Origin of the sequence: Syntrophus buswellii (assembly GCF_046097065.1) — a bacterium.
In the GTDB taxonomy this organism is placed as follows: Bacteria; Desulfobacterota; Syntrophia; order Syntrophales; family Syntrophaceae; genus Syntrophus; species Syntrophus buswellii.
The window spans coordinates 118,346-139,225 of sequence record NZ_CP175563.1 but is presented as its reverse complement, the minus strand read 5'-3'; the positions used below and the strand labels follow the sequence as shown (position 1 = coordinate 139,225).

General features: G+C 60.3%; 21 protein-coding genes. 3 read left to right on the top strand and 18 right to left on the bottom strand.

Features of this window, described 5'->3' with window-relative positions; all coding sequences use genetic code 11:
• Positions 1 to 166: 166 nt before the first annotated feature.
• The 3 genes from ACJ77P_RS00640 to ACJ77P_RS00630 are packed head-to-tail and all read right to left on the bottom strand — an operon-like array spanning position 167 to position 2,237.
• Complete coding sequence (locus tag ACJ77P_RS00640; RefSeq protein ID WP_408998724.1) at positions 167 to 1,690, bottom strand: terminase large subunit domain-containing protein; 1,524 nt, start codon at positions 1,688 to 1,690, stop codon at positions 167 to 169.
• On the bottom strand, positions 1,690 to 1,968 hold the full coding sequence (locus tag ACJ77P_RS00635) for a hypothetical protein (RefSeq protein ID WP_305856928.1): 279 nt from the start codon (positions 1,966 to 1,968) through the stop codon (positions 1,690 to 1,692). Before ACJ77P_RS00635 ends, ACJ77P_RS00640 begins: the two co-directional genes overlap by 1 nt.
• Positions 1,965 to 2,237 carry a hypothetical protein gene (locus tag ACJ77P_RS00630; protein WP_408998723.1) on the bottom strand — a complete coding sequence of 91 codons (273 nt, stop codon included), beginning with the start codon at positions 2,235 to 2,237 and terminating at the stop codon, positions 1,965 to 1,967. Before ACJ77P_RS00630 ends, ACJ77P_RS00635 begins: the two co-directional genes overlap by 4 nt.
• A gap of 140 nt (positions 2,238 to 2,377) precedes the next feature.
• Here ACJ77P_RS00630 and ACJ77P_RS00625 point away from each other — a divergent pair, with 140 nt between their 5' ends.
• The 3 genes from ACJ77P_RS00625 to ACJ77P_RS00615 are packed head-to-tail and all read left to right on the top strand — an operon-like array spanning position 2,378 to position 3,875.
• Positions 2,378 to 2,572 carry a hypothetical protein gene (locus ACJ77P_RS00625; RefSeq protein WP_408998722.1) on the top strand — a complete coding sequence of 65 codons (195 nt, stop codon included), beginning with the start codon at positions 2,378 to 2,380 and terminating at the stop codon, positions 2,570 to 2,572.
• Between the two features lie 48 nt (positions 2,573 to 2,620).
• Positions 2,621 to 2,980 carry a hypothetical protein gene (locus tag ACJ77P_RS00620; protein WP_408998721.1) on the top strand — a complete coding sequence of 120 codons (360 nt, stop codon included), beginning with the start codon at positions 2,621 to 2,623 and terminating at the stop codon, positions 2,978 to 2,980.
• Complete coding sequence (locus ACJ77P_RS00615) at positions 2,961 to 3,875, top strand: tyrosine-type recombinase/integrase (RefSeq protein WP_408998720.1); 915 nt, start codon at positions 2,961 to 2,963, stop codon at positions 3,873 to 3,875. Before ACJ77P_RS00620 ends, ACJ77P_RS00615 begins: the two co-directional genes overlap by 20 nt.
• Before the next feature lie 600 nt (positions 3,876 to 4,475).
• Here ACJ77P_RS00615 and ACJ77P_RS00610 read toward each other — a convergent pair.
• The 15 genes from ACJ77P_RS00610 to ACJ77P_RS00540 form a co-directional block, all read right to left on the bottom strand.
• Entirely contained in the window at positions 4,476 to 4,976 is a 501-nt protein-coding gene (locus ACJ77P_RS00610) for a hypothetical protein (protein ID WP_408998719.1), read from the bottom strand.
• 91 nt (positions 4,977 to 5,067) lie between these two features.
• Positions 5,068 to 5,346: a hypothetical protein gene (locus ACJ77P_RS00605; RefSeq protein WP_011367837.1), complete on the bottom strand. Its 279-nt coding sequence runs from the start codon at positions 5,344 to 5,346 to the stop codon at positions 5,068 to 5,070.
• A 3-nt stretch (positions 5,347 to 5,349) separates the two neighbouring features.
• On the bottom strand, positions 5,350 to 6,120 hold the full coding sequence (locus tag ACJ77P_RS00600; RefSeq protein ID WP_408998718.1) for a hypothetical protein: 771 nt from the start codon (positions 6,118 to 6,120) through the stop codon (positions 5,350 to 5,352).
• 452 nt (positions 6,121 to 6,572) lie between these two features.
• Positions 6,573 to 8,084, bottom strand: a complete 1,512-nt coding sequence (locus ACJ77P_RS00595; RefSeq protein ID WP_408998717.1) for an ATP-binding cassette domain-containing protein — start codon at positions 8,082 to 8,084, stop codon at positions 6,573 to 6,575.
• A 344-nt stretch (positions 8,085 to 8,428) separates the two neighbouring features.
• Positions 8,429 to 11,749 (bottom strand): CHC2 zinc finger domain-containing protein, encoded by a 3,321-nt coding sequence (locus ACJ77P_RS00590; protein ID WP_408998716.1) that lies wholly within the window; start codon positions 11,747 to 11,749, stop codon positions 8,429 to 8,431.
• A 29-nt stretch (positions 11,750 to 11,778) separates the two neighbouring features.
• Positions 11,779 to 14,007: an AAA family ATPase gene (locus ACJ77P_RS00585; RefSeq protein WP_408998715.1), complete on the bottom strand. Its 2,229-nt coding sequence runs from the start codon at positions 14,005 to 14,007 to the stop codon at positions 11,779 to 11,781.
• Positions 13,977 to 14,492 carry an ERCC4 domain-containing protein gene (locus ACJ77P_RS00580; protein WP_408998714.1) on the bottom strand — a complete coding sequence of 172 codons (516 nt, stop codon included), beginning with the start codon at positions 14,490 to 14,492 and terminating at the stop codon, positions 13,977 to 13,979. Before ACJ77P_RS00580 ends, ACJ77P_RS00585 begins: the two co-directional genes overlap by 31 nt.
• The gene (locus ACJ77P_RS00575) at positions 14,443 to 14,937 is read right to left on the bottom strand and encodes a DUF669 domain-containing protein (protein WP_408998713.1); all 495 of its coding nucleotides are present in this window, start codon (positions 14,935 to 14,937) and stop codon (positions 14,443 to 14,445) included. The genes ACJ77P_RS00580 and ACJ77P_RS00575 overlap by 50 nt, the downstream gene beginning before the upstream one ends.
• Positions 14,938 to 14,961: 24 nt before the next feature.
• Positions 14,962 to 15,741: an ATP-binding protein gene (locus ACJ77P_RS00570; RefSeq protein ID WP_408998712.1), complete on the bottom strand. Its 780-nt coding sequence runs from the start codon at positions 15,739 to 15,741 to the stop codon at positions 14,962 to 14,964.
• A gap of 26 nt (positions 15,742 to 15,767) precedes the next feature.
• Entirely contained in the window at positions 15,768 to 16,784 is a 1,017-nt protein-coding gene (locus tag ACJ77P_RS00565) for a PD-(D/E)XK nuclease family protein (protein ID WP_408998711.1), read from the bottom strand.
• Positions 16,784 to 17,098 carry a hypothetical protein gene (locus ACJ77P_RS00560; protein WP_408998710.1) on the bottom strand — a complete coding sequence of 105 codons (315 nt, stop codon included), beginning with the start codon at positions 17,096 to 17,098 and terminating at the stop codon, positions 16,784 to 16,786. The genes ACJ77P_RS00565 and ACJ77P_RS00560 overlap by 1 nt, the downstream gene beginning before the upstream one ends.
• 137 nt (positions 17,099 to 17,235) lie before the next feature.
• Entirely contained in the window at positions 17,236 to 17,823 is a 588-nt protein-coding gene (locus ACJ77P_RS00555; protein ID WP_408998709.1) for a sigma-70 family RNA polymerase sigma factor, read from the bottom strand.
• Positions 17,824 to 18,005: 182 nt separating this feature from the next.
• Positions 18,006 to 18,338, bottom strand: a complete 333-nt coding sequence (locus ACJ77P_RS00550) for a hypothetical protein (RefSeq protein WP_408998708.1) — start codon at positions 18,336 to 18,338, stop codon at positions 18,006 to 18,008.
• Between the two features lie 308 nt (positions 18,339 to 18,646).
• On the bottom strand, positions 18,647 to 19,708 hold the full coding sequence (locus ACJ77P_RS00545) for a hypothetical protein (RefSeq protein WP_408998707.1): 1,062 nt from the start codon (positions 19,706 to 19,708) through the stop codon (positions 18,647 to 18,649).
• The gene (locus ACJ77P_RS00540) at positions 19,698 to 20,864 is read right to left on the bottom strand and encodes a hypothetical protein (RefSeq protein WP_408998706.1); all 1,167 of its coding nucleotides are present in this window, start codon (positions 20,862 to 20,864) and stop codon (positions 19,698 to 19,700) included. The genes ACJ77P_RS00545 and ACJ77P_RS00540 overlap by 11 nt, the downstream gene beginning before the upstream one ends.
• Positions 20,865 to 20,880: the final 16 nt, after the last annotated feature.

Sequence of the window (20,880 nt, the reverse complement as noted above, 5' to 3'; positions counted from 1 at the left end):
GGAGGCGGGGAAGGAACGTCGGTGGGCGGGTTGTTCGGTAGTTCCAGCGGGAGTCGGCTCCGCTTGACTTTGACACGGTGAACCCAGAGGGGAGGCTGGGTTTTGTGTATTTGCGTCAAGCACTGAATATCTCCACGAAGAATCGTGAAAGCTCCGCTCGTGTAATTCAGATAAACACCGGCTCGGTCGTCAGCGGCACCAAGGAAACCGTCTCCTCGCCCACCTGGTTGAGGACGGACTGTTCCCGGGCCAGCATGGCGCAGCGCACGGCGTCAATGACGTGGTCGTTGCCCTTTGAATAGACGATGCGTCCGTCGTGCAGTGTGTAGGTGTGGGTGGTGAACTGATCCTCGATCTCCAGGTCCTCGATGGGGAACACAAGCTGACGCCGTTGCAGCGCCCCGGCGATAAGGCTGGTCATGAATTCCTTGGTCCGTTTCCTGACCTCGTGGCCGTCGCGCACGGCCAGGGTGGTCATGCCCCCGAAGTCGTAACCGCGCAGCCGCCCCTGGAGAGCCAGGTCTTTGTACTTGTCCAGGGTCAGCAGTTCCTGCACGACAGCCATTCCGTTGCCGCCGTTGTCCACGCCGATGCCCGCGGCTGTGTAATACCGGTCCAGAAGCGCGATGGTCTGGGCGATGTGGGGATAGGAAACGTGTTCGAGATGGACGCGCAGGATCATCTTCAGCAGCGTCCGCTCGCCGATCTCCGTCTCCTGGAATACGACGATCTCGGTGGGGTCGTTGGTGTAGCCCAGGTCGCCGCCGACCCAGAACTGCCCGCTGCGGGGCGTGAGGTTGAGCAGCATCTCCAGCCGGTCGTGGGCCGCTTCCTCGGTGTCGCAATCGCGCAGCTCGGAATCGGTGATTACGATCTTCTGATACTCCAGCAGATCCTGCCGACAGAGGTTGAACTGCTCGACATTGAAGGCCCCATAGGAGGGCTTGCCGTGTTCACCGGCCACCTCGTGCTGCCAACCGGAACTGTCGCGGCCGCCGTAGAACTCCAGCAGTTCGGCCTCGCGATCTTCGGTCCACAGGGGATTGAGCCAGGAGGGCCAGCGGAAAACGTGGAACTGCTCCGACGAGGTGAGCCGGTAATAGGTGGTGTCGCGCAGGCCATTGGGCGTGGAGTAGATGCGTAGCGTCCCACCGGCCTTGAGGCACTGGCGCAGCGCCTTCCAGGCCCGTTCGGTCAGCCAGGCTCCTTCATCGACCCAGACGCGACCGACATGCAACGAACGAAAGGCGTCGCCATAGGCCCCGGCCGGGCGGAAATAGAGCACCGAACCGTTGGTGAACTCCAGCCGGAAATAGGGTTTGCGGTGGATCTTGGGCTTGCCGTACTTGGTCAGAGCGATGCTGTTCATCAGATCCGGGTTGCTGTCGAGCTGGAACTCGATCTCCTCGATGATGGTGTCGAGGTGCCCCTGGTGCGGAGCCGCGATGAGGCCCTGGCCGCCCCGGGTGGTGAAGGCGTAATGGAGCGCGTCGGTCGAGAGCACGATGGACTTGCCCACGTCCCGGCCGTCGAGGTGGATGATGTTCTTGGCCGGGCAGCGCAGGTCCTCTACCTGGTGCGGCCAGTAGTCGCGGCCTGAGCCATCCCGGTTGTAGAGATAGGCTTGCCCCCACAACACGGGATCGCTCAGGGTCGCCGCGAGTTTGCGCTCCTTGTCGGTTACCGCCATCAGTGCATTCCCGTCCTCAAGGCGCTGCCGAGGATGGTGCCCACCAGTTCCGTCAGGATCTGCTGCACGGCCAGGGTGTTCTTCCGGTCGTGGACAGCCTCCTGAATGTCGATGATGGCCTGGTCCAACTCGGCCCAGGCCTGGTACTGCTGCTGAGCCGCTTCCAGACGGCCGAGGGCGTTCTCGATCCGTCCCGCCGCCAGTTCGGTGCCGATTTCGACCAGGGCCTCACCGGCCTGGCGGACGGCATCGCTGTTTTCCTGAAGGATCTCTTTCATTGGCCTGCCTCCTGGTTTGCGCCGTTGGCCCACTGGTCAAGGGCGTCCACGGCGGACTGCAGGCGCAGGCCGACACCGGTCAGGCGCTCGGCGTCCGGGTGACCGACCTCGCGCAGGGCCTTGTTGGCCTCGGTCACGTACTCGGGCGTGTGGCGGTTGACGGTGGCCACCGCCGACTGGATCTGGGCCGGAGGCCGGTAGGTGGCGCAGCCGGTCATGATCCCGGCCAGGACCAGCGGGATGGTCCATTCGAGGGTCTTCTTCAACATGTTGATCTCCTTTGGGTTATGGGTTTGGGGCACATGCAGAAAGATCTCTGCAAACACTTGATTTCCAACGAAATAGAAGCGTCATTGGATGTGACGCGGGATGGTCCCGCATCCACGAAAAACGGAACCGGAGGCAGACCATGACCTACGACAGAAACCGCCAGCAGGCACTCAAGGCGTACCGAGAAAAGCAGGAGAACATCGCCCAGCTGATAGAGGGCATTCGCGGCAAGCTCGAAGCGGACGCGAAACAGCCGGACATCACCTGGGCGAGCGTCGGCTCCCTCGGCCACGTCGAGGAACTGCTGCAGGAGCTGGACGAGTTCCTGTCCTGAACACACCGGGCCACCGACAAAGGAGACATCGACATGACCGAATGCACCGTGCATCAAGCCGCCGAGGCTTTCATCGGCCACCTGCGGGAATCCGGAAAGAAAGAGCGGACCCTCTACACCTACCGGAAGGACCTCGACGCGGTTGAGTCCTTCTTCGGCGCGGATCGCCAGCTCGCCGAGATCCGGCTTCCCCAGGTCGGCAAGTTCTACAAATCCGATCTGCTGCTCAAACTCCCCGACGGCAGGGAGCGGGCCGAGCGCACCGTCGCCAAGACCGTCCGTGTGTTCCGCATGATGATGGTCTGGGCCAGGGAGTCGGGGCGCATCGAGGAGTTGCCTCTGCCCAAGAGCACACCCATGGGCCACAGCCGGGTGAAGGAGTCCAGCGATGAGCAACCAAACGGCTGACCTCGACCTGACGGGCGCGACGGAGGCGTTCTGTGCCCGCCTGTCGGCCGAAGGACGCTCACCTGCGACCAAAGCCGCATACCGCCGGGACCTCGCCCTGGTGGCCCGCGTGGCCGGGGAGCTGGCCCCGGGCATCGTCTGCCGGGCGGTCACGGCCAGGCTCCTCGACCAGGTGTTCTCTGCCAGGGCGGTTACCGAGAGTGAGCGCGGCCCACGCTCGGCGGCTTCGCTCCATCGGATGAAGACTGCGGTGCGGGCCTTTTTCGCCTGGGCCGCCGAGGCGGGCGTGGTCGATGACAATCCAGCCCGGTCCATCCGCATGCATCGGTTGCCGAGAAAGCTGCCGGTCTTCCTGACCGCCGCCGAAAAGAAACAGCTCCTCAAGGAGCTCAAGGGACGGACCGACTTCTCCGCGCTGCGCGACCGCGCCATGATCGAGGTGCTGTTGGGTACCGGGATCAGGCTTGGTGAGCTGGCCGCGCTCGACATGGATGACATCGACCTCGACGCCAAGCATCTGCGGGTGCGGGCCAAGGGGAATGTGCCGCAGGTCAAGTTCATCAAGAGCGACCTCCGCACATTGCTGCGCCGTTACCTGGCCGAGCGACGTCGACACGGCCGCCCGGAAATGGAAGCCCTGTTCCTGTCGAACCGGGACGGCAGACTCTGCCAGCGGCAGATAGCCAACCGGCTCGCCCACTGGCTGCGGAAGGCCGGGATCGAAAAGGAACTGACGCCGCACGGGCTGCGGCATACCTTCGCCACCCACCTCTACGGCGCGACCAATGACCTGCTCGTGGTGCAGCGGGCCTTGGGGCACCGGGACGTGTCCACCACCCAGATCTACACCCACCTCGTGGACGGTCAGCTCGAGGAAGCCCTCGAACGCCTTTGATCCTTCCGGACCCGACGATGGGAGCGGCCCCGGCTGCTCCTGTTTTCGTTGGGCGAGACAGTGTCGAAGACAGTGAGTGACAGTGCCCGCAGAAGAACACATTCGCCGATGATGAATGATCATGACGATGGCCCGCTGCCTCCCGGGCGGAGCGGGAAATATCGATTGACCGGAATTTCTCCTTTTCTGTCTGTCGGCCGCACATGGCTATAACTGCTTGGCTTGTGCGCTCCGGGCGCGGAACACACATGGCAATATCTGCTTGGCATGTGCGCGGGCCGTTGCCGCAGGAATGACTGTTTGCGGGGCTTGGCCGGTTCTGCCTGGGGCTCGACATGCCAATATTTACTTGGGTTGTGAGAGAGAGCTCCGGCGCGAACATGCCAATATCTACTTGGGTTATGCGGCTCGGCTTATGCGCACACATGCCAAGCGGATATCGGGAGCTGCAGGAGGAAATCGAGGAGTGAAAATGATGAGCGGCGGCCGGTGAATGCCGATTCCGAAAGTGCAAGGAACACGTCTTATCCGCAATTCCTGGTGAAGCTGTCTGTCGCAAGTCGCCGTGTGCCGGGGTCATCGGAAAAGCCCTCCATGGTGTTATCCGCAATTCTTTCCGCGTTTCTTGCGGCCGGAGGGTTTCGCGCCCGGGGCGTTTGCGGCCTCGGCCACCTTCTCGAGCAGCGCCGCCGCCCATTCCGCCGGAGAGGTCTGCGGGCCTTTCGGCTCCTCACCCTCACGGGCGATCTTGGTGGTCTTGAGATCCTTCATGTGGCAGCGGATCATACGGTCGAGCTTTTCGGCGGCGTCCGTGTTCCCCTCGATCTGGGCGCGGACCAGCTTCACCGAGTAGACGCCCACCAGCTCCACCTGCAGAAAGTCGCTGGACTTGTTGAACTCGAAGTCCCGGTTGAGGCGGTCGATGATCGCGTCGAACATGACCTTCTCTTCCGGCGTCAGACAGCGGTCGGCGAAGATGCCGTGACGCAGCCGGTTCTGGTTGCCCTCAGGCGCACCAGGCCCGCGCCGGGGCGGTTCGGTCTTGTCCTCGTTGCGGTGCCAGCGGTCCAGCGTCTCTTTGTCCGGTTTGTTCAGTGCCACGTGGAAATCCTGCCGAATATTGTTTTCCCAAGCCGGGATGCGGGGCGGGAGGCCGATTTAGCCTCCAAACGCGCTCCCGCCGGTTCAGGGGTTACTTACCGGAAGCGGCGGCCAACTGTCGGTCTCGATCCTGTTTTCGTTCGGCGGCTATGATCTGGTTGACCCGGCGGGTGGTCACTCCGGCGAGGTTGGAGATCTCCTGGCTGCTGATCCCCTGCAGATGAAGGGCAAGCACCAGGTCGCGGCGCTCCTGATAGAAGCGGCTCGGTGCCGGGACCCAGAGAATTCCGGTGTAGTGCTTCTGGATCTGCTCGAAGAGTTCCTCGGGCAGAACATCCTTGGCGTTGGCGTAGCGTTTCTTTTTCTTCACGGCTCAATCCTCCACTTTCTTCATCCACGGCTGCGGCACGTCCGGGGTGTAGAACCGCAGCGTGCTGGGACGCCCGGACTTCGGCCCGTGGATAATTTCGATAGAACGCTCGGTGACCTCGCCAATCTCCTGATCGCCATCGACGAAGCAGACCAGGCCGTAGTCCTCGCCGCAGGGAAACCGGAAGCGGCCCTGGTTCTGATAGAGGCGTGCCTCGGACCAGCCCTTGGCCATGGCCTCCTCACGGATGGCGTCGACCTTGGCGACAGCCTGGGAAGTCACCGGCTGCTTACATTTCCAAGCTTGGTTGCCGGGATAAATCCAGTCCTTTGTGTCAACTTCGACAGGTTTCTCCTGGGCCTCGGGACGAAGCGCGGGTGGCCGATAGTTCTTCGGGGAAAAAGAGTGCAGGACCTCCTGCAGGAGTTCCTTGCCGAACTCCCGGATGGCCAGCGCCTGCAGGGCGTTGAATCGCTTCCGCAGCGTGTTCCAGGCATCCTCGGGGAGCTTTCCGGCCTTGTGCGCGGCTTGGGCCGTGAGCATGCGGGAACGTAGCCAGGCAAAGTATTCAGGCGACAGGCGGCGACACAGCGTGCCGTCGATCTCCCGGTCTTCAGGCCAGTCGCGGGCGTCCTCGACCTCGTGAACATCGAGCCCGGTGGAGACATAGATGGCGGGCTGCGGTTGTTGCGGTGGTAATAATGGGGTTTCACATCCGGCCGAGGCTTCCTGCCCTCCGGCGGTGTGCTTGATCATGGTTTTCAGAAGGCTCATGGCTTCACGCTCCAGAAATACGGGTTAATCGCCTTTCCCGTTACTTACCGGAGCTGCCCTGAAACCGTCGGTGACCACCTGCTGCGGTGGATACGTGCGGTGGCTGCGTGGTCGTGCGGTGGAAGATTTTCTCGTCCCACCGCAGAGAGTGGTGCGTTGTTTGTTTATTGTTTTTCGATAGTTATGAAGAAAGAAAAGAGAGAGTGCGGTGGTTGCGGTGGTATTTGGGGAATGGCTCTCACGCTTGGCCGAAATTTCTCTGGCGAGGAACGCCGGATCGGTGGGTCGAAAAAATATTTCAGCCCATAGGGGGTGAGACCTCTGGATTTACCACCGCATCCACCGCAAAGGCTATGAACGCCTTGTCTGGCAAGGGTTTGGCGTGCGGTGGTCATCCACCGCAAGAGACAGCGGTGATCACCGCACCACCGCAAAACCGGAGCTGCGAATACTCAATCCGTTGTCTTTCGATTATCTATAGAAATGATAACGTTCGTTTCATGTTGACCCAGGTGCCACCGTTTACTAGTGACCTGTTGGAGGAAATGCAAATCATGGCTGATCAGCAACAGGCCACAGGGGCAATCTTTCAGGGCATTCTCTAAGCACTCGATTGCTGGAAGATCGAGATGATTTGTCGGTTCATCCATAACAATTAAATGCGGCTGACGAATAATTCCAAGCGCCAATAGCACCTTGCGCAATTCACCTGGGCTGATATCAAGGTTATGTAACAGTCGTTCAGGGCGTGACCCAAGAGCACTCACCACTGTCATAATTTTACCAAGTTGTTCATGAGAAAGGTGATTTACATCTGCCATGATTTTTCGGGTTTTCATCATGTCAATCTCTTGCGGTAAATATACCAAATGCTCATTAGGAATATCTATGTGGTTAAGAATATGTCGAATAAAAGTTGTCTTTCCCATTCCATTTGCTCCAGTAATAGCAATGCGATCGTCACGTAGCATTGAAATCTCTGGTATATGCAATTTTCTTGATTCATCGAGAGCGATTATGTCAGCAGGAATAGTAAAGAGGATTCGACGTGGAGAGACGGAACCATCGATCCAGAAATGAGTTGCATAGCGTTTCTTGATTTTTATATCAGAAATTTGTTCCTGCACATGCTTTATACGACCTTTTAATTGCTTAGCAAGACGCCCGGCATGACCATCCTGTCCTGAAACACGAGCCAGGTCGATTTTGGCACGCCCATCGCTGTCACCACGTGCCAAATGACGTTTCGATTTCTTTTTGTTGGCGCGTGAGGCTTTAGCGCAGCGACGTTTCGACTCGTCCTTTAATCGTTCCAGGTTTTGTTGCAAACTATGACGTCTATCCTGCAAACTTGATTCTTCTCGTTTAACATCTGCGGCAGCTTTCGTATAATTGCCAGGTTGTATTATGGCTTGAGGGGGGTCGAGAAAAATACATTGCTGGCAAAGAAGGTCAAGCAAATCTCGATCATGGCTAACCAGCAGGCCAATACCACGAAATGATGTAAGCGCTTCTATAAGCAGCTCACGGGCCGTAATATCAATATGATTGGTCGGTTCATCAAGAAGAAGGACATCCGGTTGTTGCCAGAGAGCGACAGCAATTTGAGCACGCTTACGCTCGCCATGACTTAGTGTCGGCCAGCGACTTACCCAATCATCGCCAATCCTTAGCTTTCCACGCAGTACGCATGCCTCTGCTTCAACCGTAGAAATCAAAAGTGATAGCTGTGCCGGAACATCGTCAGTGCGCTGCGGGCAGAAAACTATATGTCCGGACCGTTTGATAGTCCCTTGCTGTACCTGTAGATGTCCTGCCGCAAGTTGCAGAAAAGTCGTTTTCCCTGCACCGTTTGGCCCTACGATTCCTGTCCATCCTTCCGCAAGATGAACTGTGATGTCCTCAAGCAATGAGGATATTGCACTATCATAAGAAAAGGTAACGTTTTGAAAAGATATTGACATTGTTGACCTCCAAGCATGCTGTAACAAAACATACTGGACGTCCCATTCCCATGGAATCAGCTAAAATAAAAAATGCCACGTCTTAAACGTGGCATTCAAATCATAAACGCTGAAGCCACCCAAGATCTACGGAAACAGAACGCCATTTTTTGGATAATTTTAACGATCCAAAATGGGAACACGAAAATTTCGTGAAGGCTCGTTTCCGTTAGATTCTCAAGGGTATACCTCCATATAAATTTGCTTTTAACTTAGCATCACAGGATGATGGCGTCAAGTTTTGCCTTTGATTTTGATAAAGTTCAGTGTCGTCATATCATCCAGTTTGGGCAAAAAAATTCCATTTACCTGCTCTTGTGGCAGATCCGGTACTCGAAGTTCTTGGTGTGGGCGTTGCGCTGCCGGTCGATGTCAAACCCGGCGTCCCGGATGACGTCCAGGTCGTTGCTGATGCGCCGACCGAGCTGGGCGGGCTTCTTGTATTCGAACTCGAGGTTGAATTCCCGGCCGACTCTGCGCAGCGCCGCGAGCAGCCGTCCCGCCGATACCGGCTCCATGGTGTTCTCGTTCTCGAACCTCACCTGGTAGCGTTCGATGAACCCCACCACGTGGTTTGCCCGGTCGTCCTCGCCGTAGCGGGCCTTCTCGTCCAGCTCCACCGCGTTCCGGTAGGCGTGGAAAAGCGATGCGAGCGCAGTGGCAATGGGGTTCGACTCCCGCGCCATCTCCTGACTGGTGTCGTTGATGGAATGGATCTGCTCGATGAACAGCGGACTCAGATCCTCGAGTCCGGTGCTCACCTCGTGTTCCTCGGACCCGGCCAGCATCATCAGGTACATCAGGCTCAGATAATCGTTGCACCGGCGTTTGCCATGGGTCGGCATGGTTCGGTGCAGCAGGCGCATGACCTGTTTCTGGGCTCCGTCCCGGATCATTGCCAGCACATGGCTGGTTCGCTTCATGATGGCCGAAATGATCAGATCCCGGTTCTGCTGGATGGCGGAGATGACCTCCGACTCCAGAAAGCAGTCGCTGGCCTGGTTGGCGAGGTCGAAGTTGATGACGAAGGACCTTGACAGTATCTCCGAAAGCTCCCCGCACAGCGGCTCGATGCCGGTGGTGTTCAGCAGGCATTTGGTCCGCTCGGTGATGGTCTCGCTGTCGGTGCCGCTCTTGCGCTTCTCCTTGGCGATGCCGGTGATGCTGGTCAGCATGAAGGTGGTCAGATCCTCGGTCATCTGCTTGACCTCGATGTTGTCGAGGACGATGAGCGGGTTCTGCGAGCCATCGGTGTAGTTCGCCGCGTCGGTGGCCTTCTTGTGCTGGGGCTCGCCGTAAAGCAGCGTCGACGTGATCTTGCTGGCGGTGGTCTTGCCCGATCCGGCCGAACCCTCGAAGCGGGTCATGGGCCGCGTCCCGGCAAAATCGATCAGCAGGAAGCAGGAGAGCCAGGAAAGGATGAGAAAGCGATCCCCCTGCGGGCAGGTCATGTTGCCCACGAGCAGATCGACCAGGAGCCGGTCCGCCTCTTCGAGGTCGGCGTCGGGCAGGAATTTCAGCGGCTTCATCTTGCGCGAGCCGTCCAGGATGATGCCGTCCTCGTTGCCGCCGTTCTTCATGATCTGAATCTTGTCCGGGGTGATCTTGGCGATCTCGTGCTCCGGATTGTTCAGGTTGAAATAGACGGTGTAGGAGGCCACATCGGTGTGCAGCCAGGAAAATTGGTCGCGCACCTGGCCACGGATCATCGCCAGGCTGGGCAACACCTCGAAAAAAGTCCGTCCGCCGTTGGAGGTCGGCACCATGCCCGTATGCTTGTAGAGCATGGCCGCGTAATGGCGCTTGCGACCCCGATCCGGCGAATCCATCCAGTAGATGGCGTTGTCGAAATACATGAACGGCTCGCCCTGCAGGGTGTGAAAGAACTGGGCACCGTTGGCCGCGAACCAATCGTAGGCAGCCTCGGCGGCGAGCGTGAAATCGGGCGCGCCGCGCTCCTCTTCGGTGGCGAGCAGCACCTCCTCGATGCGCGCCCGGCACGATCCGGGAGATGCATCCGATGAGCGCTTTTCCCGCTTTCGTTCCTGCCTGGCCTGGGACCTCTGCTCTTTCTGCACCGCCCGCACTTGCTCGCGCAGCGTGGCCAGCGAGAGTCCCATCTTGCCGAACCGCTCCTGAACGAGTTTTAGATGGCGGTTCTGCTCCAGCGGGGTGAGGTATGCTGCTTCGCGCAGGATCGGTTCGAGCAACCGGTTGCGCTCCTCCTCCGAGACGTCCGTCGGTAGATGCGAAATGCCGAACTCCAAGGGCGTCTCGGCTTTCGCCAGCAACTCTTCGAAGTCCTGGGCCGAATGCCCCGCTACGAAGTAGTCGTTGACGTCGATTTTGGCTTCGGAGAGCAGGCGCTCGGCCTCGCGGATTTCATCCGGGGTCCGGCCGTCGAGGCGCTTGGTCAGTTCGCGGACTCCCACTGCGGCGTCGAGACCGAACCGCTCCCGCAATTCCCGGCGGGCGTTCTCGCGTGTTTCATCCAGGGGGAGAAGCGCAAGACGGGTTTGTATCCGGTGCTCGGAAAGGACCGCTGCCGTCTTGAGCGCGCCGTTCAAACCAGCCTGGGATATCTCGTTGTCCTGGCAGACGTAGACCGTTCTTACGTTGCGAAGACGCGGCAGCAGCCGCTCCCAATCCGCCTCGCGGATGCGGACGGTCACCGGCGACACCGCCGGGAAGCCATGTTCCATAAGCGAGATGCAATCGGTCACGCCCTCGGTGATGATCAACCGCTCCGGGTCGGCGAGCAGACAGTCCTCGTTGTAAAGGTGGCTGTTGTCGATGCACGGGGCGATGTGCTTGCGGGTGTTTTCGTCGTGGACCGGGAGCTTCTTGTATTTTCCTTGTTCCCATGGCTTGTCAGGCGTCCACGGTGTCTTGCGTCCGATCATGAAAACGACGCGGCCGCGGCTCCAGTAGGGAAACACGACGCGCCGGTCGAAGAATGGATCAAGTCCGTCTTGGTTGGTGGGACGGAACGCGCCGGATGCCGCCAAATCTCGCGGGGAGAAACCGCGCTCCTTGCAGGTCAACTTCCGGACGATTCCCTCGTCGCCGTCGTTGTCCGCATAGCCGATGAGGAGCCTGTCGACCGTCTCCACGGTAAGGCCGTACTTTGACCGAACCCATTCGAGTACCTCGGGGTTGTCCTTGAGCCGTCCGTGATAGTGTTCCGCCAGGGCCGTCAGCACATCGTGGACGCGCAACTCGACCAGGCGCTCCGCCTCAGCTTCGGCCAATTCCTCGGGCGAGAGTCCGTGCTTGGCCAAAGACGGCAGCCCGGCCTTGGCCGCGAGGAAATCGCGGGCATGCTGATGGCTCTCCGGCATGGGGCCGGACTGTCCTCGCGTCACCTGGCCCGATTGGATGAACTCCACGAGCTGGAGCACGTCGCCGCCGACGCCGCAGCCGAAGCAATACCAACCCTGCTTGTCGAGCATGACATGAAGGGACCGGTGCGATTGGCTGCTGTGGTTCGGACAGTCGCATTGGAGCAGGCGGTCGGATTCATGCAGGACGTGAGCGCCAAGCAGTTCCCGCGCGACCATACCGATGTCGACCTCGGTGATCCGCCGGTAATACTCCCTCACGTTGTCCTGACGTTCGAATGCCATGCGCGCTCCGCTCCAAGAATGTCCATTCGCTACCGACCGGTCGTCGCGGGAACACGGGATTCCTCAAGGCGACCTGCATCAAGCAGGAGGGCAAGGAATGTTCGGCGGTCGTCCTGTTTCCTCTTTCTGGCGCAGTTCGAGATACCCCAGCGGTCCCCGACGAGGACCGTCGTCTGTCTGGCCCGCGTGACGCCGGTGTAAAGAAGATTCCTGTGATGCATGAAGGAGTGGGCCTTGTGGACCACCACCACGGCGCATGGAAACTCGGAGCCCTGGGCCTTGTGGATCGTCAGGGCATAGGCGAGTTGGATGTCCTGCAGGTTGGGTGAACCGGCCTCTATCTCCACCGGGATGCCGTCGAAGTCCACGCTCAGGGAACCGTCGCGGCCGACGTGGAGCACCACGCCCATCGCGCCGTTCATGACGCCGATCTCGTAGTTGTTCCGGGTCTGGATGACCTTGTCATGCGCGAGAAACTTGGGCCGGCGACCTGGCGTCGTCGGGGGCGCTTCGACATTCCAGAGTCTGCGCTGCACCAGACGTTGAAGCTCGCAGTTGAGATCGCGTGTTCCCAGCGGTCCCTTGTGGGTCGGGGTCAGAAGCTGGACATCGGTCAACAAGTCGAACCCGAGGCGTTCAACGAGCACATTTTCGAAGAGGTCCAGTACGAACCGCTGCGCATCCCATTGATCGGTGAACTGATCCACGACGTACCAGGCGCGGCGGCCGGATGGTTCGGCTTCGCTCGTCTTGCGGACCTCGCCGTTCAAGACGGCGATGCTGTTCTCCTTCAGGATGCCGGCCTGCCGTACCACCTGGTCGAGGAGCACCGTGGGAACCATCCGCGAATGAACCAGGTCCCGCAACAGATTGCCCGGTCCGACGGGAGGCAGTTGGTTGTGGTCTCCAACCAGCACAACGGCGGTCCGCTCGAGATCGATGCTCTGAAAGAGGTGCCAGGCCAGGGGCACATCCACCATCGAGACCTCGTCGACGATGATCACGTCGGCGTCGATGGGATCGTCCGGTCCCCGGGCGTAGTCCTTGCCGTTGAAACCCAGCAGCCGGTGGATAGTGCCCGCTGGATGGCCGACGACCTGTTCGAGACGCTTGGCGGCCTTGCCCGTGGGCGCGGCCAGGATGACGCGCAGCCCCTGTTCCTCGTAAACGCCGGTGATGGCGGATACGGTGAAGGTCTTGCCGCTGCCCGCTCCGCCGGAGATGAGCGAAATCGAATGACGAATCGCTGTGACGGCGGCCTGCCGCTGACCCGCGTTGAGCTGCGGCGCGGTTTCAGCGACCATGTCGGGCAGGCGGTCTCGGTCGGGGAAGTGCGGGTTGGGCGCTCCGCCGTTCCGGAAGACCTTGGCCAGGTCCTCCTCCATCGCACGGATTTCGGGTTTGGCGACGAGGAACCTCCCGCCGTGGGAGACGCAGACCAAGACCTTTTCGTCGATGAGCCGGTCAAGCGCCTGCTCGATGCGGTCCCGGCTGTCGAGGACGTCCATGACCAGCAGTACGTTGGCTTGATCGACCAGCTCCTCGAACTCGATCCAGCAGTCGCCTTGGTCCAGCGATTCGTTCACGCAGTGGAGAACACCGGCCCGGATGCGCGCGGGATCGTCTTTGGCGGTGCCCATCTTCCGGGCGATCTTGTCCACGCGTTTGAAGCCGAAACCGCGGACCTCGCGCACGATGATGTAGGGATCTGCCTTGAGCAGTCCCAGCACGTCGTTGCCGAACTTTTTGACCAGGCTCGTCACCTGGTGATGGGTGAGATCGAAAGCGGCCAGCCAGGTGATCGCCTTGTTGGTCTCCCGCGTCTTGAGCCACTCCACGCGGAGCTTCTGTACGGCATCCGGCGACAGCCTTGCAGCCTCGGCGATTTGTCCGGGATCGTCGGTGATGATCCGGTCGAAATCGTGACCGAAGCGTTCGGCGATCAGACGGGCCTTGACCGGGCCGATGCCTTTCATCTCCGGGTGGTTGGCCAGGTAGTTGGCGAGACCGTCGGCGTCCAGATCGAGGTCGTATTCCATGCCCTCGACCTCGAATTGTCGGCCGTACTTCGGGTGTGTCACCCAGCGGCCGTTCAGCACGACCGGTTCGTTCTCACGGGCGAAGAGCCGACCGGCGAACTGCACCTCGTCGCCGTCTGCCGTCGCGAGACGGCCTGCGGAAAACCGCGGCCCGGTGTAAAAGACCGTCTCGACGCGGCCGCGGACGGTTACGGATTGGTTGTTTGATCTTGTTCGCATCGTCTCGATACCTTCCGGTGATACCTGTGTAGAAATTCCTCCACGAACCGGCAGGCAGCCTGCCGGTCGGAGCAGAAAAACACCGGGATGCCGAAATCGACGACGATGGAAAGCAGTGCGCCCAGGACGGCGTTGGGATGCGCTCCGGAGCGGTAGCGGCCGCCGAGAATGTCCCGGAGGTCCGCTTCCACCACGACGCACGCGGCGTCGTACTCGCAGAGACGGCGCAGCTCCCTGGTGAACCGCTTGCGGGATCGGATGACGGTGGAGACGAAATCCTCGAGAGTCTTTCGCTCCACCGCCACGGAATCCTCATGTCCTTCGACGGAGTAATCCCCGGCGGGGAGGGCGCGGCGGACGACCTCCGTGCAACCGGATTCGAAGGTGTAGGGTTCCTGCTCCCGCGTGTCGACGACGACGGTGACCCGGTCCACGTCAAAACGGGGCCAGGGCGTTGCGCGCCGCCGAGTCGTATTCGTCTCCACCGTCTTCGAGCACGATGCGCCGGTTGATGTAGACGTTCTCGTTCTCGCCGCGCGTGCGCTTGGTGATCTCGAGCTTGACGTTGATGAGCTTTTCCAGGTTGGCCGGAAGCTCGGAGAGCTTGTCCAGATTCAACCCGCAGGTGTGCAGGTCCGTCTTGAGCCACTTGATGTTTTCGCGGGTGGCCATGACGTTGTTGCGCCACAGGAGCCTGCCCCGGAACTTCGGGGCGAGGATTCGCAGCGTCCACTTGAGCATGGGGTTTCCCGAGGTCTGGGCCCGGGTCAGCTCCACCCGCTCGACGTTCACCTGGTACTTGCCGTCCGGGATGGTCTCGAACTCGCGCTCCTCGACCTCGGCATGCGCGAAATCGTCGTCGAACTGTGCGAGGTCGATGTCCTCGGTGCCGCGGGACTCGTCGAAATGTCCGTAGTCTTCGTTCTGCATTGTCTGTTCCTCCATCTATGGGATTTATTTACCGGCGGGTGCGGGCTTCTTGTCCTGCCCGTCCCCCGGTGCCGGCACCGACCGCGGGGCACTCGCCCTCGGCGCGGCCGCCGGCCTGTTGAACGCTTCAATGAAAGCCTGGAAATTGAGGTCGATGGTGTCGGGAAGCCGTCCCGTGCGGTCGCCCGCCTCGTAGTGGGGGCTGGGCTTGGTGCGCATGACGCGGCGGTAGACCGGTTTGCCGCTCTCGTCGCTCGTCACTTCCAGGTCGCAGAAGAGGATCAGGTCGACCATGCCCAGCACGATCTTGCGTGCCTTGTCGGGGAGCGTCGGGATAATGCGGATGTACTTGCCGGTCCGCGTTTCGATTTCCTTTTCCTGGGAGTGGGAGACCAAGACGAGTCCGTAGGGCAGGAAGGCCAGCTTGGTCAGGACACGGTGGAACTCGTTGTTGATCAGCGCCCAACCCTTGCCGTAGCCGAGATCGGATTCGTGTTCGATCTTGAACTTTGTGCAGATGTAATCGCTGCACATCCGGTAGGCGTTGTCGACCGTGTCGAGAATGACGGTCTTGTAAGGATGCTTGCCCTCGGCGATTTCGCCGCAGGCGGCCAGCAACTCTTCCCAGTTCCTGATGGGGACTTGAAAGACATCCAGCGAATTCAGCCCCGGTTCGGTGGCGAGAAACAGCGCGCCTTCGGACCGGGAACACCAGGTCGATTTGCCGATCTTGCTCGGGCCGTAAACCAGCACCGTGAGATCGGCGTGATCTTGCTTGGGGGGACTTTTCTTCGTAGGCAACATGTCGGTTCTCCTTTTCTATGGGGTCCTCAAAAAGCCGAAGCCTCTTCGAACGAGGTCTCGTCCCGCAGCTCTTCGTGCGGGGGGACTTTGCGGTAAAAGTTCTCGATGACGTTGGTGCTGCCGTCGGCGCGGCAGAGCGGGAAATAGGCGCAGGACCGGCGGTAGTGGAAACAGAAGGCGGTGTTCTGGTAGAAGACGCCGCGACGGCGCGCGTCGAGAAAGGCCTGGGTCAGTTCCCAGAGTTCGGACTGCAGGGTCTCGAACCGGTCGCGGGAGAGATAAAGCATCTCCCGGTGGAACATGCCCGGCTCGGTATACTTAGCGGCCAACCGCGCCTGGAACTCGTCGTCGCTTTCCGGCAGCCTGCGTTTGGCGCTGCTCTTGCCGGTCTTGGATTTGGCGATCAGATCGGCCCGCCGCGCCTCGAACTCGGCCTCGGTTTCCCCGCGTCCCTGTTGCAGACGGGCCTTGACCAGGATGTTGTAGAGGACACCCGCGATGCGGATGCCGAGCGTCTGTTCCACGTAGCGGGAGTAGAGGACGATCTGGAAGTCGGTCCAGAGCCGCTCCAGGTAGTCCGCATCCACCTGCGAGGCGGTCTTGTGCTCGATCAGGAAATGCTCGTCGCCGATCCTGACGACGCCGTCCACCTTTCCGGCCAGCACGAAGCTTCGGGATGAAGCGCCGGTGGCCGGGTTGACGATGCTCCCCTCGAAGGTCTTTTCGAGGGCGACGACATCGAACTCCTCGCTTGCATAGCAGGCCGCGTAGCCTTTCATTATTGCTGTGGCCAGGTGCCAGTCCCGCTTCTGATCCTCCTCTTGTGCGCGGTTGGCGTAGGTCCGGTCGATGAAATCGAGGACAGGCCCCAGGTCCCTGCCGCCGTGCCAGATTTCCAGGCACTTGTGGATCACCGTGCCGAAGGCCAGATTGTGGTCCCGTTCCAGGGGAACCAGTTCCTGGATGTAGCGCCACTCGCATGCCTTGCGGCAGTTGCGGAACAGGCTCCACATCGAATAGGTGGTGGTCGTTTTCGCTTCCATCAGGCGGCCCCCGTGGCTTTGAGCTCGGGGCCGACCACGGGGCCGTCACCCACGCGTTCGACTTTGAAAGCCTCTTCCCCGAACTCTCGGGTGAGGAAGCCGGTGAAGATGCGGGCGATGGCGCGGCCGACCTCGGTCGCTGCATCCACGACGCAGGAGCGTTTGTGCGAATCCAGGCAGAAGGACGCGTCCAGCCGAACCAGCGACCGGCCGTGAAGGCTCTCGGCGGCGAGCACCGCCAGGAGCAGAGACTCCTCGATGTCCCGGATCGGGACCTTGGAGTCGAAGTTGTATCGGTAAAGTTCTCGGTTCATGATCTTGCCTCCATTCCGTTCAGTAAGGTCTGTTGGAGGGCGCGCCCGGGCCGGATGCTTTCGGCGACCTCTCGGACGCCTTCCATGCATCCGACCCGGTCAATACCTACCGGAGGCGGACCCGGACCGTCGGACGATCAGAGGTAGTCCCTCAGTCCGGCGTCTTCGAAGATCGCGCGCAGCTTGTTGATGGACTCGTAGATCGTTCCCCGCGGAATCCCGGTGTCGCGGGAGATCTCCGTGACGGTGTCGGTATCGAGACGCTTGCACAGTTCACGCAGCTCGGGCGGAAGCTTCTCGATTGCTTTGCGAACGTCGAGGGAGAGATCGCGCAACTCGGAGGCAGGGCGTGAAAGTCTGCCCGTGCGGCGCAGGTAATCCTCCTGATCGATGGTCTCCATACGCTCGAGGGAGCCGCCTTCCTCGTCTTCCAAGCGGTCGTTGAGCGAACAATTGCAGAGCCGGTAATCCCGCAGTCCGGCCCTCCGCGCCTCGATGATGGTGGCGATCTTATGTTCCACCACGCGGGCGATGAAGGTGTTGCGTTGGGCGCGGTCGGGATTGTACTTGGGCAGGCGTTGGAGCAGGTCCATCAGCATCTCCTGCTCCAGGTCCTCGCGGTCGGACTCGGTGAAGCCCACCCGTCCGACCAGTTGTCTCGCCTTGTACTTGATGATCTGAACGGCATACTCGTCGATTCCTTCGTAGCGTTTGTCGAAACCCATCTGAGCCTCCTCGGGGCCGAGGAGGAGCTCGTGTGGGTGTCGACCTACGCCGGGACGACCGCTCTAAACGAAGCGAGCGGAGGTGTTGCGAGTACGCCGGTATCGGCGACACCCACAACGACCTCCGCTCTGCGGCCAGTCTGTTGTCTGGTGATGGACCGTGCTCTATGGCCGGGTCTGAATCAGACCCGGACCGCGTCCGCCACGGTCATGCGGACGGGCAATCCGTTGTCGATCATGAGTTCCTGGATCGAGAGCGAGCGCTCCCGGTCGAAGACCTCGAACAGCTCCGCCACCTTCTTTTTCAGGGCGAAGCCGTCGTTGCCGCGGGATTCGTTCGGCCCGTTGTCCTTGCCGAACAGAAACAGCCGCAGCACTGTGGGCGGGGGATCGAAAACCGGCTCGCCGTTTTGGACGCGCAGTCCCTCGATCCGTCCGTAGTTGATCTCCTGCATCAGCTCGACTAGGCGTTTCCTGGCAGGAGTCAGGGTCGCCTTTGTCACGACATCCGTCATACCGGACCTCCTTTCGCGCCCTCGGGCGCATCAACGAAAAGCCCCCTGGGAGGCGGGTCCGGCGAATGGACCTCCCAGGGGGCGTTCACCCGGATCATCCGGGCGTTTCTTCCAGGGGTGAGGGTCTCGCCGGACCGTCACCCCTCTTTGGCGAATTTTCGATGAGAGGCGCGGGACGGCCCGGCGCGTTGATGGCGAAGGACAGGAAAATGCTGAGATTTCAGGCGGATGCCTGGGCTACGGAGGGGAAACTTTTTTTAATTTTTTTTCCGGAGGCCCAGCGAAATTTCGCTGACTCGGAGAACAGACTATTCGTCGGGGGAGATGATGAAGCGTGCCTGCCAACCCTTTCCGTCATCCGTCAGGCGGAAGGGATCGCCTTCGATGCGGAAGAAATCGCGCAGGTTGGCAGCGAGGAGTTCGCGGCGTTTCTGATTGTGCCTGTGTGCCTTGTTGCTGCTCCAGTCCAGAATTCCTCGCTCATCGGCGAAGGTCTTGAGCAGCTCCCATTGAACGGTGGGGTTTCCATTTTTCTTATTGGCCATGCCCATCTGCGTGTAATTGAACACGCCTCCGGCCGTCTTCGCTTTGACCGAGACGGTATGCCCGTCCTTGAAGCGGATCGACACGTCGCCCCATGACGCGTCTGGAGGTGTGGGGAAAAAGGCTGTGGCACCGTCTTCCTTCGGCGGCGGAAGATTGACCCCGCGGAATTGCGCAAGGATTTCATCGAGTGGACGAAGGAGCCGAAGTTGTCGCTTGTCACCGATGGCAACGCTTTCCGACAGGGACACGAAACCCGACCGCTTGTCGGTCAGCCGCTTCTCCGCCTTCGCGGAGCAGAGTTCCCGTGTGGGAGACAAGAGAATGAACGGCGTGCCATTCCTCCCCAGGAGACCATCCACTGCCTCGCTGAAATCGTCGGGCTCGATCTGGATGGCCAGGTAGACCGGGAAACGGTATCCGGCGTATGGAGAGTAAACGCCGATGCGCGTCGTTCCGGGAAGGTCGGTTCCCGCGTCGGTTTCTTCGATCAGGTCGAAGACCTTGGCGAGCGCCGTGTCGAGAGCCGGACGATCCAGCTCATAGGCCACGATGTCGGCTCGTCGCAGGGCAAAGGTCTCGCATCCACGTTCGCACCTGCAGACAGCAACGATATCCTCTGAATCATGCACGACCACTTCGTGCTCACAGCCGCAGCCGCGTTGAACCATGCAGGGATGTGAAGATGCCAGTTTGCCGTTCGGACGAAGGAAGGCCTTCGCCGTCCCATAATCGTTCCCGAACCGGGCTTTCCACTCGGCATCCACCGCGGCCGCGCCGGGGACGGTTTCGAGTGCCTGCCAGAATCCGGTCGGTCTATTCCTCATCGTCTTCCTGCTCGGCAAGGATGAATCCGCGCTTGGTGAGCCAGTCTTCGACCACGGAGGCGTCACTGTCCCTGGTGTACTGCGCGATATTTGAAGGACGGATGGTCACGATCCGTGCTGCATTCGAATCCGTGAACTTCACTTGAAAGCTCGCCCGGATGATCCGCGCTTTCTGGGGTATGGCGCGCCCGCGCCCGGCGTAGGCGGCGAACACGTCGTTGGCCTTGCGTATCTCGGTCTCCTTTTCCGCGCCGCCCCAGAAGAACTGAACCTCCTTGAGCCGGACCCATTCCATGCCGTCCACGTCGGTGCAGACGATGGATGTGTCTCCGTCGCTTCGAAGTGGTTCGAGCGTGTATTTGCCGGTCTCAGGAAAGAAATCCTCCTTGTTGAACACATGGCGGCCGAACTGCCGGCGGAAGAGGTCCTTTTCCCCTTTTCCGCACGCGTGCATTCGAATCTCGCCGATGGTCGGTTCGTAAACCAACACGTCGTATTTCTCTGGACGGTAGAAGACGCTCGAAGCCTGACCGCCGTCGAGGCTGCCCTCACGCCGCAACGGATCACCGTGACGCACCAGAAACCACACGGAATCTTTCCTGGGGTAAACGAAGACCTTCGATCCCCGCCCGCGCTTTTTCTTCTCGAACCAGTCGTCGAGGTCCTTTTCGAGGGCGGAAAGCACTTTCGCTGTCGGCTGTTTGAACTTGGGGATCGGATGCGTGTCGGTCTGAAAATACTCGAAGGACCGGGGCTTCATGAGATACTGCTCGGCGTGCTTGCGCTCGAGAAGGTCCTTGTCCTGCAGATAGATCTGAACGGCAACGTCCGCCGCGGTGGGGTCGGGGTTCCCGTCGAGGGAGATGCCGTTGTTCTCCGCCTCCTGTATGAGAACGTCCATGGCTTCGGGCGTGGCCATCTCATGCACGAAGTAGAGTGTGTCGAGCAGTCCCTTCGGCGTGTCCGTATCCGGGTTCATAAGAACATTGACGAGTTGGTCGTAATCGATGCCGTCGGAGGCGGATGGCGGTGGCAACGTCAATCCTCGGCCGTCGAAGTAGGGCTTGTGAGGGTCCAGCAGAGCCAATAAGTGCTCACGCGCGATGGCCTTGAGACCGTCGGCATGAGCAAAACGCCTGAGATTGTACGTCGCCATTCGTTCTTTCCTCCTT

Coding starts and splice junctions, on each gene's coding strand:
- ACJ77P_RS00560 (WP_408998710.1), bottom strand. CDS start 17,098: ATGAACCGAGAACTTTACCGATACAACTTCGACTCCAAGGTCCCGATC.
- ACJ77P_RS00565 (WP_408998711.1), bottom strand. CDS start 16,784: ATGGAAGCGAAAACGACCACCACCTATTCGATGTGGAGCCTGTTCCGC.
- ACJ77P_RS00555 (WP_408998709.1), bottom strand. CDS start 17,823: ATGGGTTTCGACAAACGCTACGAAGGAATCGACGAGTATGCCGTTCAG.
- ACJ77P_RS00630 (WP_408998723.1), bottom strand. CDS start 2,237: ATGTTGAAGAAGACCCTCGAATGGACCATCCCGCTGGTCCTGGCCGGG.
- ACJ77P_RS00625 (WP_408998722.1), top strand. CDS start 2,378: ATGACCTACGACAGAAACCGCCAGCAGGCACTCAAGGCGTACCGAGAA.
- ACJ77P_RS00550 (WP_408998708.1), bottom strand. CDS start 18,338: ATGACGGATGTCGTGACAAAGGCGACCCTGACTCCTGCCAGGAAACGC.
- ACJ77P_RS00545 (WP_408998707.1), bottom strand. CDS start 19,708: ATGAGGAATAGACCGACCGGATTCTGGCAGGCACTCGAAACCGTCCCC.
- ACJ77P_RS00570 (WP_408998712.1), bottom strand. CDS start 15,741: ATGTTGCCTACGAAGAAAAGTCCCCCCAAGCAAGATCACGCCGATCTC.
- ACJ77P_RS00600 (WP_408998718.1), bottom strand. CDS start 6,120: ATGAGCCTTCTGAAAACCATGATCAAGCACACCGCCGGAGGGCAGGAA.
- ACJ77P_RS00540 (WP_408998706.1), bottom strand. CDS start 20,864: ATGGCGACGTACAATCTCAGGCGTTTTGCTCATGCCGACGGTCTCAAG.
- ACJ77P_RS00640 (WP_408998724.1), bottom strand. CDS start 1,690: ATGGCGGTAACCGACAAGGAGCGCAAACTCGCGGCGACCCTGAGCGAT.
- ACJ77P_RS00590 (WP_408998716.1), bottom strand. CDS start 11,749: ATGGCATTCGAACGTCAGGACAACGTGAGGGAGTATTACCGGCGGATC.
- ACJ77P_RS00595 (WP_408998717.1), bottom strand. CDS start 8,084: ATGTCAATATCTTTTCAAAACGTTACCTTTTCTTATGATAGTGCAATA.
- ACJ77P_RS00635 (WP_305856928.1), bottom strand. CDS start 1,968: ATGAAAGAGATCCTTCAGGAAAACAGCGATGCCGTCCGCCAGGCCGGT.
- ACJ77P_RS00575 (WP_408998713.1), bottom strand. CDS start 14,937: ATGCAGAACGAAGACTACGGACATTTCGACGAGTCCCGCGGCACCGAG.
- ACJ77P_RS00585 (WP_408998715.1), bottom strand. CDS start 14,007: ATGCGAACAAGATCAAACAACCAATCCGTAACCGTCCGCGGCCGCGTC.
- ACJ77P_RS00615 (WP_408998720.1), top strand. CDS start 2,961: ATGAGCAACCAAACGGCTGACCTCGACCTGACGGGCGCGACGGAGGCG.